General features: G+C 74.5%; 11 protein-coding genes. 6 read left to right on the top strand and 5 right to left on the bottom strand.

What is annotated here, in order from left to right; translation table 11 throughout:
- The first annotated feature begins 139 nt into the window (after positions 1-139).
- The 5 genes from ACFWU6_RS01170 (at position 140) to ACFWU6_RS01150 (ending at position 6,248) form a co-directional block, all read left to right on the top strand.
- The gene (locus tag ACFWU6_RS01170) at positions 140-1,618 is read left to right on the top strand and encodes a bifunctional phosphatase PAP2/diacylglycerol kinase family protein (protein ID WP_383808500.1); all 1,479 of its coding nucleotides are present in this window, start codon (positions 140-142) and stop codon (positions 1,616-1,618) included.
- Positions 1,619-1,724: 106 nt separating this feature from the next.
- A complete protein-coding gene (locus ACFWU6_RS01165) occupies positions 1,725-3,008 on the top strand; it encodes an ALF repeat-containing protein (RefSeq protein WP_383977284.1) in 1,284 nt (427 codons plus the stop codon).
- A 304-nt stretch (positions 3,009-3,312) separates the two neighbouring features.
- On the top strand, positions 3,313-4,977 hold the full coding sequence (gene ettA / locus ACFWU6_RS01160; RefSeq protein ID WP_383808494.1) for an energy-dependent translational throttle protein EttA: 1,665 nt from the start codon (positions 3,313-3,315) through the stop codon (positions 4,975-4,977).
- 9 nt (positions 4,978-4,986) lie between these two features.
- The gene (locus ACFWU6_RS01155) at positions 4,987-5,451 is read left to right on the top strand and encodes an acyl-CoA thioesterase (protein WP_383808491.1); all 465 of its coding nucleotides are present in this window, start codon (positions 4,987-4,989) and stop codon (positions 5,449-5,451) included.
- On the top strand, positions 5,448-6,248 hold the full coding sequence (locus tag ACFWU6_RS01150; protein ID WP_383977280.1) for a hypothetical protein: 801 nt from the start codon (positions 5,448-5,450) through the stop codon (positions 6,246-6,248). Before ACFWU6_RS01155 ends, ACFWU6_RS01150 begins: the two co-directional genes overlap by 4 nt.
- A gap of 53 nt (positions 6,249-6,301) precedes the next feature.
- On the opposite strand, the gene ACFWU6_RS01145 is transcribed toward ACFWU6_RS01150, so the two are convergent.
- Entirely contained in the window at positions 6,302-6,706 is a 405-nt protein-coding gene (locus tag ACFWU6_RS01145) for a globin (protein WP_383808486.1), read from the bottom strand.
- Between the two features lie 90 nt (positions 6,707-6,796).
- Here ACFWU6_RS01145 and ACFWU6_RS01140 point away from each other — a divergent pair, with 90 nt between their 5' ends.
- Positions 6,797-7,804 carry a methyltransferase domain-containing protein gene (locus ACFWU6_RS01140; RefSeq protein ID WP_383808483.1) on the top strand — a complete coding sequence of 336 codons (1,008 nt, stop codon included), beginning with the start codon at positions 6,797-6,799 and terminating at the stop codon, positions 7,802-7,804.
- Here the strand turns inward: ACFWU6_RS01140 and ACFWU6_RS01135 are convergent.
- The 4 genes from ACFWU6_RS01135 to ACFWU6_RS01120 all read right to left on the bottom strand — a co-directional run.
- On the bottom strand, positions 7,801-8,829 hold the full coding sequence (locus ACFWU6_RS01135; protein ID WP_383977277.1) for an FHA domain-containing protein: 1,029 nt from the start codon (positions 8,827-8,829) through the stop codon (positions 7,801-7,803). The two genes, ACFWU6_RS01140 and ACFWU6_RS01135, sit on opposite strands and share 4 nt — an antisense overlap.
- Positions 8,830-8,876: 47 nt before the next feature.
- The gene (locus tag ACFWU6_RS01130) at positions 8,877-10,199 is read right to left on the bottom strand and encodes a VWA domain-containing protein (RefSeq protein ID WP_383808479.1); all 1,323 of its coding nucleotides are present in this window, start codon (positions 10,197-10,199) and stop codon (positions 8,877-8,879) included.
- Positions 10,200-10,232: 33 nt separating this feature from the next.
- A complete protein-coding gene (locus ACFWU6_RS01125; protein WP_383808476.1) occupies positions 10,233-11,879 on the bottom strand; it encodes a protein phosphatase 2C domain-containing protein in 1,647 nt (548 codons plus the stop codon).
- 3 nt (positions 11,880-11,882) lie between these two features.
- Positions 11,883-12,881 (bottom strand): tetratricopeptide repeat protein (locus tag ACFWU6_RS01120; RefSeq protein ID WP_383977274.1); only part of this gene is annotated, 999 nt, incomplete at its 5' end.

The raw sequence follows: 12,881 nt of genomic DNA, 5'->3' as shown, positions 1-12,881 counted from the left end.
GGTGTCCGGTGTCCGGCGGGCGCGTCCGTCCGTCGCCGGCCGGCCCTCCGCTCCGCCGTCCGGGTTGGATGCCGCGCCGGGTGTCCGACTCGTCGGGGTCGGCTGATTTCGGACCGGTAAGGGCGGGTAGGCGCACGAAATGGCTGATCAGGAACTGACCTGGCAGGGTGCGGTCGCGCGGTGGGACCGCGGGCTGTTCGACATGGTGGCCCGCAGGCACTGGCCCGGGGCCGACCGGGTGCTCCCCAGGCTCGGGCGGGCCGCGAACCACGGGGTGCTGTGGGGCGGTACCGCGGCGGCGATCGCCGTCTTCGGATCGGCCGGGGCCCGCAAGGCGGCCGTACGCGGGGTGGCCTCGCTGGCGCTGGCCTCCGCCACGATCAACACCGTGGGCAAGTGGTCCGTGCGGCGCGCGCGGCCGCGGCTGGAGGGCGTGCCCGCGGTGCGGCAGCTGGCGACGCAGCCGCACACCACGTCGTTCCCCTCCGGGCACGCGGCATCCGCCTTCGCCTTCACCGCCGGGCTGGCCCTGGAATCCCCGTACTGGGGTGCCGTGGTGGCCCCGGTCGCCGCGTCCGTGGCCTTCTCCCGGGTGTACACGGGGGTCCACTACCCCTCCGACGTGCTCGCGGGCGCGGCGCTGGGAGTGGCCGCGGGGTTCGTCGTACGGCGACTGGCGCGGGACGCGCAGGAGGCCCGGGTCGTGCCGGGCGACGAACGTGCTGCCGCCGGAGCGCCCGCCCTGCCCGACGGGAGGGGGCTGACGGTGGTGGTCAACACCGCCTCGGGAACGGCCGCTGCCGCCGGGATCGACCTGGTGCGCGCCCGGCTGCCCGAGGCCGAGGTGATCGAGTGCGGGGGAGAGGAGCTGGCGGCCGAGCTGGCCGCCGCGGCCTCCCGTTCCACCGTCCTCGGGGTCTGCGGCGGCGACGGCACCATCAACGCCGCCGCCACCGCCGCACTGCGGGCCGGGGTCCCGTTGGCGGTCTTCCCCGGCGGCACCCTCAACCACTTCGCCCTCGACCTCGGCCTCGCCGGAACCGACGACACCTGCCGCGCCCTGGTGGCCGGCCATGCCGTCCACATCGGGGTGGGGCGCTTCACCCCCGGGCCCGGCGGCGACTCCGGGTACTTCCTCAACAACTTCAGCATCGGCGCGTACCCGGAACTGCTCGGCCACCGGCTCCACTGGGGTCCGCGGATCGGCGGCGGTCCGGCCGCGCTGCTGGCGGCCTGGCGAGTGCTGCGGTCCCAGCGGCCCGTGCGGCTGCGGCTGGCCGGGCGGCCCCGCAGCGTGTGGCTGCTCTTCGCCGGCAACGGCACCTACCACGGCACCGGGCCCGCCCCGCGCCGCCGTGACAGCCTCGGCGAGGGCCTCCTCGACCTCCGGCTCGTCTTTGGCGGCGGCCGCCCCGGCCCCCGTCTTCTGGCGGCCGCCCTGGCGGGGCCCCTGACGCGTTCCCCGGTCCACGCCGCCACCCGCCTGCGCAGCCTGCGCATCGGGGACATCCCGCCCGGTACCCCGCTCGCGTACGACGGCGAGTACGCCGAGGCGCCGCCGGCCCTGGTCCTGGAGGAGCTCCCGGACGCGCTCACCGTGTACCGGCCGCGTATGTGACCTGCGGGTTTGAACCCGTTCGAGTTACCGGTTCGAACCGCCTACAGTGACCCGGACGTCAAGATCGTCGGATCTTGCGCACAGGAAAAAAACAGGGGTGCTGTACGTGAAGTTGTCCCGGATCGCCGCGGTGGTCACCGCCGCCGCCATTGCTCCGGCCGTTCTGCTCGCGTCGCCGGCGTTCGCCGACGACCAGGCCCCGGCGGCGGGCACTCCCGCGGCCCCCACGGCTCCTGACCAGGGCACGGGGAGCGTCGCGGACGCGTCGGGGGCTTCGGCCGCCGCCGACAGGGCCGCCGGCAAGACGGCCGACCAGTCCGTCGGCGACGGCAAGAAGGACGGCAAGCAGGAGGAAGAGGACCGCATCGCGATCCTCCGCCTGATGCACGCGGCCGCGCCGGGCTCCGCCGTACGCGAGCGCGGGTCCAAGGCCTTGGACGGCGGCGCGGCAGCGATGCGGGCCTTCCTGGAGACGGGGCAGCACGCGGCCCGGGCCCAGGACGACCGCGTCGAGCTCGCCCGGATCGCCGAGGGCGAGAGGGGCTGGGCCGTCGGCGAGGCGGCCGAGGGGCTGCTGCGTCGCGCCGCCGCTCCGGCGGAGATGCGCCGCTTCCTGGAGGTCACGCAGCACCTGCTGCGCGACGAGGACAACCAGGTCCGCGTCTCCCGGCTCATCCACATCGGCGGCCCCGTCGTGAAGGAGGACGGGAAGGCCGCGCTGAAGGGCTCCCCGCAGGACCGCGTCGCATTCCTCAAGACGGGACAGCACGTGGCCCGGGCCGAGGACGACCGCGTCGACCTCGCCCGGATCGCCGAGGGCGAGAAGGGCTGGGCTGTCGGCGAGGCGGCCGACGGGCTGCTGCGTCGCGGCGCCGCCCCGGCGGAGATGCGTCAGTTCCTGGAAGTCACGCAGCACGTGCTGCGCGACGACGACAACCAGGTCCGCGTCTCGAAGATCATCAATGACGGCGGCCCCGAGGTGAAGAACGCCGGCAAGGCCGCCCTCAAGGGCTCCCCGCAGGACCGCGTCGACTTCCTCACGACGGGCCAGCACCAAGCCCGCGCCAAGGACAAGGCCGCCGAGGGCACGGGCACGGGCACGGGCACAGGCACGGGCACAGGCACGGGCACGGGCTCCGGCACGGGCACCGGTACCGGCGCTGCCTCCGGTACGGGTACGGGCACCGGCTCCGGCGCGCAGCAGCCCGGTACCGCCACCTCGGCCGGCCAGGCGAACACCACCGTCAACGGCGCCGCCGGCGGCACTCCCCTGGCCGCCACCGGCGCCGGCCACGCCGGGCTGGCCGCGGGCGCCTCGGGCGCCGCACTGGTCGCGGGCGCGGGCCTGCTCCTCGCCGCCCGCCTGCGCCGCCAGGGCTCCGGCGCCTGACGGACCCGCACCCGCGCACGATCGGAGGGCGCCGCCCCGGCGCCGTCCTCTGATCACCCCGGCCCCACCCGCACCCCGGCCCGGCCGCCCCCCGCCCCTGCGCCGCCTCCACCGCACCCGCGCCGGAACGCGGCGCGGCAGGGGCGCGGCAGGGGTGCGGCCGGTTCCGGACGAACTCCCCCCGGATCTCGTCGCCCGGCAGCGCCCCAGCTCAGTCGGTCTGACCTACCCATTCGCCCGCAGGTATGGACGGCTGGCAAGATGGGGTGTATCTGCCCACCATCGATCTGCCGGACGGTTTCTCTTGGCTGAGTTCATCTACACCATGCGCAAGACGCGCAAGGCGCACGGCGACAAGGTGATTCTTGATGACGTCACCCTGAACTTCCTGCCCGGCGCGAAGATCGGTGTGGTCGGCCCGAACGGCGCCGGTAAGTCCACCGTTCTGAAGATCATGGCGGGCCTGGAGCAGCCGTCCAACGGCGACGCCTTCCTGTCGCCCGGCTTCACCGTCGGCATCCTCATGCAGGAGCCCAAGCTCGACGAGTCGAAGACCGTCCTGGAGAACGTCCAGGACGGCGCCGCCGAGATCATGGGCAAGCTGAAGCGCTTCAACGAGGTCGCCGAGGAAATGGCGACCGACTACACCGACGCGCTCATGGACGAGATGGGCAAGCTCCAGGAGGACCTGGACCACGCCAACGCCTGGGACCTCGACGCCCAGCTGGAGCAGGCCATGGACGCCCTGGGCTGCCCGCCCGGCGACTGGCCCGTCACCAACCTCTCCGGTGGCGAGAAGCGCCGCGTCGCGCTCTGCAAGCTGCTGATCGAGGCCCCGGACCTGCTCCTCCTCGACGAGCCCACCAACCACCTCGACGCCGAGTCGGTGAACTGGCTGGAGCAGCACCTCTCGCAGTACAAGGGCGCCGTCGTGGCCGTCACCCACGACCGGTACTTCCTGAACAACGTCGCCGAGTGGATTCTCGAGCTCGACCGCGGCCGCGCGCACCCCTACGAGGGCAACTACTCCACCTACCTGGAGAAGAAGGCCACCCGTCTCAAGGTCGAGGGCCGCAAGGACGAGAAGCGCCAGAAGCGCCTCAAGGAAGAGCTGGAGTGGGTGCGGTCCAACGCCAAGGGGCGTCAGACCAAGTCCAAGGCCCGCCTCGCGCGCTACGAGGAGATGGCCGCCGAGGCGGACAAGATGCGCAAGCTGGACTTCGAGGAGATCCAGATCCCGCCGGGCCCGCGCCTGGGCTCGATCGTGGTCGAGGTCAACAACCTCTCGAAGGCCTTCGGCGACAAGGTCCTGGTCGACGACCTGTCCTTCACCCTGCCGCGCAACGGCATCGTCGGCATCATCGGCCCGAACGGCGCCGGCAAGACCACGCTCTTCAAGATGATCCAGGGCCTGGAGGCGCCGGACTCCGGCTCCGTCAAGATCGGCGAGACCGTCAAGATCTCGTACGTCGACCAGAGCCGCGCCAACATCGACCCCAAGAAGACCCTCTGGGCCGTCGTGTCGGACGAGCTGGACTACATCAACGTCGGCCAGGTCGAGATGCCGTCCCGCGCGTACGTCAGCGCCTTCGGCTTCAAGGGCCCGGACCAGCAGAAGCCGGCCGGTGTCCTCTCCGGTGGTGAGCGCAACCGCCTGAACCTGGCGCTGACGCTCAAGGAGGGCGGCAACCTGCTGCTCCTCGACGAGCCCACCAACGACCTGGACGTCGAGACCCTGTCCTCGCTCGAGAACGCGCTCCTCGAATTCCCCGGTGCGGCCGTGGTCATCTCCCACGACCGCTGGTTCCTGGACCGGGTCGCCACGCACATCCTGGCGTACGAGGGCGACTCCAAGTGGTACTGGTTCGAGGGCAACTTCGAGTCGTACGAGAAGAACAAGGTCGAGCGTTTGGGTGCGGACGCGACCCGCCCGCACCGCGCCACCTACAAGAAGCTGACCCGAGGCTAGGCCGAGACCATGGCCAGACACCACTACCGGTGCCCCCTGCGCTGGGCGGACATGGACGCCTTCGGGCACGTCAACAACGTCGTCTTCCTCCGCTACCTGGAGGAGGCGCGCATCGACTTCATGTTCCGCCTGGCGCCCGGGGAGGGCAGTGAGTCCTTCACGGGCGGTTCCGTCGTGGCCCGTCACGAGATCGACTACAAGCTGCCCCTCGTGCACCGCCACGAGCCGGTGCTCATCGAGTCCTGGGTGACCCGGATCGGCGCCGCGTCCCTGACCATCCGCTACGAGGTCAAGGACGAGGCGACCGAGGAGCGGCCCGAGACGGTCTACGTACGGGCCGAGACCGTGGTCGTGCCCTACAACCTCGCCGAGGGGCGGCCCCGCCGCATCACGGCCGAGGAGAAGCTCTTCCTCGAGGAGTACCTGGACAGGCCCGAGGCCCCGAAGGGGTCCGAAGGGCGCCTCGCGGCATGAGCGAGAAGCTGCGCTTCGCCGATTCCGGGGAGGCGGCGGACCTCGCCGCCTTCCTGGGCCGGCTGGTGCACTACGACCGCGCCGCCGCGGTCCGCCTCCAGGCGGGCGGCGGCGCGCTCGCCGTCTTCGGACGGCCGCCGTCCTTCGACGTGGTCGCCGTCCGCACGGTGCGGCTCGCCGCGCCCGTCTCCGCTCCGCTGGACCGGACCGTGTCCGCCGGCGAGCTGCTGGAGTCCGTGGACGAGGCCTCGGCCTCGGCGCTGGTGCCCGCAGCGGTCACCGGGCCGCCCTGGGCCGGGGTGCTCCCGCCCCGCGGCGGCTGGCGGCAGCTGGACGGACTGCCGGGCCTCGATGCGGTACGGGCGGCCGTGACGGCCGCCGTGGCCGAGTTCCGGGCCCGGGACGAGGCCCTGCCCGCGCAGCACCGGACCCGCTCCGAGCGCGACCGCATCGGCCGTGAGATCTGGTCCCGCACGCTGGGCGACACGGAGCTGCCGCTGCGCGCGGTGCACGCCGCGCAGGCCCTGGGCTTCCTGCGCCCGGTACGGCCCGCCGCCGCGGTGCCGGCCGCCGCGTCGGCCCAGGCTTCCGCCGCGGCCCCCGCTTCCGCGTCCGCCGCGGTACCCGCATCCGTCCTCGCGCCCGCATCCGTCCCCGGACCGGGCTCCGCGCCCGCCCCCCTCGCGCTGCTCGCCTCCGGGAACTGGCTGCGGCTGCGTACCCCGTACGGCTCCGTGGCCCTGCGCCGTCCCGGCAGCGCCGAAGGCCTCGGCGCCCTGGGGGTCCGGCCGGTCTGAGGGCGCTGCCCCTACCGCCCCGCTACCGCCCCCGCGCGCCGCGCGGCCCGGCCTCAGCCCGCCGTGTTGATCATCGAGGCTGCCGCGTACGTCAGGTACTTCCACAGCTGCGCCTCGTGCTCCGGCGCCAGGCCCAGCTCGTCCAGCGCGACGCGCATGTGCTTCAGCCAGGCGTCGTGCGCCGCCGCGTCCACCTGGAAGGGGGCGTGCCGCATCCGCAGGCGCGGGTGGCCGCGGTGCTGGCTGTAGGTGGTCGGACCGCCCCAGTACTGCATCAGGAAGAGGGTGAAGCGCTCCTCGGCGGGCCCCAGGTCCTCCTCGGGGTACATCGGGCGCAGCAGCGGGTCCTGCGCCACCCCCTGGTAGAAGCGCTTGACGAGGCGGCGGAAGGTCTCCTCGCCGCCGACCTGCTCGTAAAAGGTCTGCTCCTGCACCGTGCCCCGCGGAATCTCATTCACCCGACCATCGTCTCAGACGCCCGGACGGGGGTCCCCGGGTCCGGGCCACGAGCGGTCGCACGCGGCCGTCCCGCGCAGGACAGTGGAGGCATGGGCGCACACACCGCACGCAGCGGGGCACGGGACCTGCGGGAGACCGCGCACGCCGCCCAGGTGCGGGAGCTGGAGGCCGCCGGGGTGCTGGACGATCCGGCCTGGCGGGCGGCGTTCACCGCCGTGCCCCGGCACGTGTTCGTCCCCTTCTTCTGGACCGGCCGGGGCGCGGGCCACGAACGCCTCTGGTCCGAGGACCCCGACCCCGAGCGGCGGGCCCGCTGGCTGCGCGGGGTCTACGCCGACACCCCGCTCGCGACCCGGCTGCGCGACGGCGAGCTGCTGTCGTCCAGCAGCCAGCCCTCCCTGATGGCGAGGATGCTGGAGGACCTGCGGGTGCGCGACGGCCACAACGTGCTGGAGATCGGCGCGGGCACCGGCTACAACGCGGCCCTGCTCTGCCACCGGCTGGGCGAGGACCTCGTGACCACCGTGGACCTGGAGGAGGAGATCACCGAGTCCGCGCGCGCCCACCTGGCGCAGCTCGGCTACCGGCCGTACGTGGTCACCGGCGACGGGGCGCGCGGGTGCCCCGCCCGGGCGCCCTTCGACCGGATCATGGTGACCTGCACGCTGCCGCTGGTCCCGTACGCCTGGCTGGGCCAGTGCCGGCCCGGGGCGCGGATCCTCGCCCCGCTGGCCACCGGGCTGATCGCGCTCACCGTCCGCGGCCCGGACTTCGCGGAGGGGAACTTCCTGCACACGCCCGCCTACTTCGTCCCGCTGCGCGGGGCCACGGCGGCGCCGCCCGCAGGGGCCGGAACGCCGTACGGGGCCTCGTACGAGCTGGTGGACAACGAGCGCTTCCAGTTCATGCTGGTGCTGACCGCGGGCGCACTGCACCCCCGCGAGGCCCTGGACCTGTGGCGCCGCGAGGGGCGCCCGGCGCGCGAGCGCTTCGGCGTGACGGTGAGCGCCGACGGCCAGTGGTCCTGGCTCGACGACCCCCGGGGCCCGTACGTATGGCCCCTGGGGGAGTCGCCGGCCGGCGGGGAACGCCTCTAACCGCGGCGGACGGTGATCGTCGTCCAGGCGCCCACGTGGACCCGGTCGCCGTCGGCGAGCGGGATCGGGACGTAGGGCTGGATCGGCTCCTCGCCGCCGTTGATGGTGGTGCCGTTGGTGGAGTTCTGGTCCACCACCGCCCAGCTGAGGTCGGGCTGCTGGACCAGCACCGCGTGCTGGTGGGAGACGCCCGGGTCCTCCGGGGGCACCGACAGGTCGATGTCGGGGGACTCGCCGGTGGAGGCGCGGCGGCGGCCGATGGTGATCTGGCCGCCGGACAGCGGGATGTGCTGCTCCGGGGAGTACGCGGGCATGTTGAGCCCCGCCGCCTCGGGGCCGCTGCGCTGCATCATCGCCAGGAAGTACGAGCGGTCCGGGCCGACCGTCGCGGTCCACGTCCCGCCCTGGGGCGGGAAGGACGGCTGCTGGTACTGCGCCTGGTGCTGCTGCGCGGGGTAGGCGTGCGGATACTCCGGCGGGGGCTGCTGCTGGTACTGGTGCTGCTGGGGAGACTCCGGGTACTCGTGTTGTTGTTGTTGTTGTTGTTGTTGCTGCTGCTGCTGCTGCTCGGGCGAGGGAGGCGGGAGCAGCCAGTCGTCCTCGCGCTGGAGCGGCTCGGCCGGGCGGTTGACCCGGGAGGGCCGCGAGCCCTGGTAGTCGAAGTGGTCCTGGGAGTACGCCCCGGGAGCCTGCGCGGGGGGCGGCGGCGTCGGCCCGCCGCCCTGGCCGGCGTTCGTGGCGGCGCTCTTCGGGCCCGTGTCCGGGGCCGGGGGCGGCGCGTACGACGTGGCCGTACGGGTCAGGAAGTTGTACCGGCACTCCTCGCAGAACGGGGCCATGGCCTCGCGCGGGGTGCGGCACTGGGGGCAGAGCTCGGCCTGGGCGGTCGGCTCACCGGCTGTGGGGGGGTAGCCGTAGCCGTAGGAGGGCGCGGCGGGGGCGCTCTCCCGGGCAGCCATGCGGTGGCCGCAGACCTCGCACCAGTCGTCGGAGGCGGACTGGTGCCCGTTCGGGCAGGTCGGCATGGCGGCGCTTCCCCCTTCTTCTCCCTGCGTCATCACGTCAGGTCTTCTCAGGTCTTCTTCACTCGGACGGTCTGCGTCGAACGCGTTTCAAGAGTCATCTCGTCGGCGTCGGCCACCTTCGCCTTCAGCCGCACAGTACCCGCCACCGCATCCACGACATCCACCACCTTCGCCAGAAGCTTCGCGGTGTCGGCGTTTCCGGACACGCTGGCCAGCTGCACGGCCCGGCCGAGCTTCGCCGTGGCGCTGTCGAAGTCGCCCAGCTTGCGGGCCTCCAGGCCCTGCTGGATCACCTGGGCCAGCTCCGCCTGCCCGGTGTAGTGGGCCACCTGCGGGTTGATGGCGGTCGAGGCGGCCAGGTCGTTCGTCCACACGGCCCGGACCAGGCCCTGGGCCAGTACGGCCGGGGGCTCGCCGGCGGCTCCGGGCAGGACGAGGGAAGCGCGGGCCGCGAGCATCTCCTGGCCGACGGCGGCGCTCGGGACGCGCACGCACACGTGGTACTCGCGGGACTCGTCGCCCCAGGAACCGGTCGGATAGTCGCCGGCCCGCGGGCCCGCCTCGCTGCGGCGGTCCGTCAGGTCCTGGACGGCCGGAGCGACCTGCTTCACGTACTGGATCTCCACGCCGACCGGGGTCCACAGGCGCAGCGCGACGTCGGCGACCTCCTTGCCCATGACGTTCTCCATCATGCGCGTGAAGTCCTCGCTGAGGTGGGCCGGATCGGCCACGATGTCGGCCGAGCCGAGCAGCGCGCCCGCGATCCCGGTGACCTCCTTGACCTCCCAGTCGGTGCCCACGCCGCGGGCGTCGCAGGTGAAGCGGCCCGCGCAGGCGTCGAGGGTGGCGCGCAGCACGGCCGGCTCCTCGTGCTCGTTGCGCCCGTCGGTGAGCAGGATGCCGTGCCGGATCACCGCCTCGGAGCCGCGCAGCAGCCCGTCGGCGAGGCGCAGCCAGGTGCCGATGGCGGTGCCGCCGCCGGAGCTCAGGCCCCGCAGGGCCTCCTTGGCCCGGGCGCGGGTCTCCGGCCCGGCGACGGCGAGGCGCCCCTGGCCCGGGTAGACCTCCTTGGCCACGTGCGTCCCGGCGATCACGGCGAAGGAGGTGCCGTCGCGCAGGGTGTCCACGGCGGCGGCCGTGGCCTCACGGGCCCCGCGCATCTTGTCGGGCGGGTACTCCATCGACCCCGAGCAGTCGACCATGATCACGACGGCGGCCGTTCCCCGGGCCGGCGCGCGGGTCGCCGCGGCCCCGCCCGTGGAGGTGGCCGTGACGATGGCGTGGACGTCCCGCCCGCCCTCCGGGAGGAACTCGTTCTGGTACACCTCCACGCTGAAGCGCGGGGCGCTCGGCTTGGCGAAGTTCGCCATCGGTTGGACTCCTAGAAGGCTCGGGCAGGCGGGTCAGGCCTGCGGGCGCGGTTCCGCTTCCGCTTCCGAATCGGGTCCTGTCCCCGGCTGAGTCCGGGATTCCGGCTGCGCGGCGAACGGCACGATCGCCACGGTGACGTTGTCGTGCCCACCACCGTCGAGGGCGTGCCCCACCAGGACCTGTGCGCTGTGCAGGGGGCGGACGGCGGCGTCCGCGGGCAGTACCCGGGCCATGTCCCGGGCGGACTCGGCGTAGTTCCACAGTCCGTCGGTGCAGACCACGACCACGCCCGGATGGTCCGGCTTGAAGGTGGTGGTGTGCGGTTCGAGGTCGTACGCGTCGGCGCCGAGCCAGCCGGTGATCGCGTGCGCGCGGACGTCGGCGTAGGCCTCCGCCTCGCCCATCAGGCCCGCCGCGACCATCTGGGCCGCCCAGGAGTCGTCCTCGGTGAGGCGCCGGGGCAGGGCCGCGCGGTCGTCCGGCACCCAGTACGCGCGGCTGTCGCCGACCCAGCCGATGGTCAGCAGGCCGCCGCTCACGACGGCGCCGACCAGGGTGCAGGCGGGTGCGTTCTGGGCACCGGGGGTCGGCGGGGCCAGGGCGTTCACGGCCTCGGCCGCGGCCAGGATGGCGTCGTGCATGGCCTCCTGGGGGTGGGCGCCGCGGGGGAGCGCGTCGAGCAGCGCCTCGTTGGCGGCGGCCGCCGCGGCCGCCGACGCCTCGTCGGGGCGGCTCGCGGAGGAGACCCCGTCGCAGACGACGGCCACGGTGGCGGCGGACCCGTCGGGCAGGGCGGTGGCCGCCACGGCGAAGGAGTCCTCGTTGCGGTGGTGGCGCAGCCCGCGGTCGCTCACCGCCGCGACGCTGCCGAGCTCCTCCTCCTGGTGGTCCCGCTCCCGGGGCTGGGCGTGCCCGCAGTGCTCGCAGTAGCCGTCGGGGTCGACGTGCCCGGCCCGGCAGGCCACACAGGTCCGCCCGCCGGCGGGCGTCCCCTCGGGCGGGGTGCCCGCGCCCTGCGGGCTGCCGGCGTCCTGCGGGGCGCCGCCGTACGGGTCGTCGTCGCCCGGGGCCGCCGCCTGGGGGTGGCCGTACGAGCCCTCGTGGTCGGAGGTCGCGCCCCGGGGGGCGTACGGGTGCTCCGGCCCGGGCTCCGAGGCCGGTTCCGGACGGCCCCCCCCGGGGGTCCCGCGGTGGTCGTACCGGGCGGCGGGCGCGGAGGGTGCGCCGTAGGGGCCCTCGCCCACGGCAGCGTACGGCGCTTCGGCCGCGGACGTGCCGGGGCCGCCGTCGGCGTGGTCGTGGCGCGCGGCGGGCGCGGCCGGCGGGGCGGCAGGCGCCACCGGGGCCGCCGGTGCCGGAACCGCCGGTGCCGGTTCCGCCGGGTCGCCGGTCCAGCCCGCGGAGGCGCCGGTCCAGCCCACGGGGTCGCCGACCAGCGTCGGGGCCGCCGACGCCACACTGCCCCAGCCGGGCGCGGGCTCGGCCGCGCCGTATCCGCCGCCGGCCGGGAGCGGGGCTCCCGCGCCGGCCGCCGCCGGGGGCAGGGGGACGGTCGGGTGGTCCGCCGCCGAGGCCGGAGGCGGGACGGCGACCGCGGAGCCGCACACGCCGCAGAAGCGGTCACCCTCCTCCAGCGGTTCCGCGCAGCTGGGGCAGCCCGACAGCCGATGCATCGACATCAATCACACCCACGTCCGGGGACGGAAACGGTTTGCCCGCTCCACCAGTTCGATCCTCTCCTCGCCCCGCTGTGCCAGCCGTGCGAGGACGCGGTACGAGCGCTCCAGGCCGAAGCGCAGTCCGCGCTCGTCCAGTTGACTGCCGAGCAGCGAGGTCCGGCCGGGGTCGGAACCCCGGCCACCCGACAGTACCCAGTCCAGGGCCGAGCCCAGAACCTCGGTCGCCAGGCGCTCGTGCCGCTCCGGGTCCAGACCGAACCGCCGCAGTGCCTCCACCTGGTCCGAGGCGGCCGTCAGATCGGCCAGCAGCGGCTCCTGAGGGGACCGGTCGCGCAGACGTGCGCGTACGGCCGCCACCCGCGCGGCGGTGTGGTGGATGGACGCCTCCGGCACGGACTCCAGCGTGCGGACGGCCCCGTCCCGGTCACCCGCGGCCAGTTGGACGCGGGCGAGGCCGAAGGCCGCGCTCACGAACCCCGGGTCGGTGATCCAGACGAGCCGGTAGTACTCGGCGGCATTGTCCAGCTGTCCGAGGACCTCCGCGCACAGCCCCAGGGCGAGCTTCGGCGCGGGCTCGCCCGGGAAGGCGTCGTAGATCGCGTCGAAGGACAGGGCCGCCGTCTCGTCGTCGCCGGCGGCCAGCGAGGCGATGCCGCGCGCCCACACCACCCGCCAGTCGTCCGGGTGGCGGTGTTCCAGCTCGGCCAGGGTCTCCCCCGCCACCTGCAGCTCCCCCAGTTCGAGGCGGGCCCGCAGCTCACGCAGCCGCAGCTCGGCCGATTCGGCGGGCGCCGATCCCAGCGCGCCCAGCAGGTCCGCCGGCGCGGAGGCCAGCAGACCGGCCAGGAAACCGGCGTTGGGATCGGCCGGGTCCACCAGCGGCACGGGCAGGGCCAGCGCCGTGTCCCGTGCGTCGAGCGGGGCCAGGCCGGCCGTCCGGTGCCGCGGCGCCGCCGGGGCACCGGACGGCGGCGGAGCCGCGTGCCGGGGCCCCGCCGGCCC

This window comes from Streptomyces sp. NPDC058674 (assembly GCF_042716505.1).
Lineage (GTDB): Bacteria > Actinomycetota > Actinomycetes > Streptomycetales > Streptomycetaceae > Streptomyces.
This window is presented reverse-complemented; position numbering and strand designations above follow the sequence as displayed.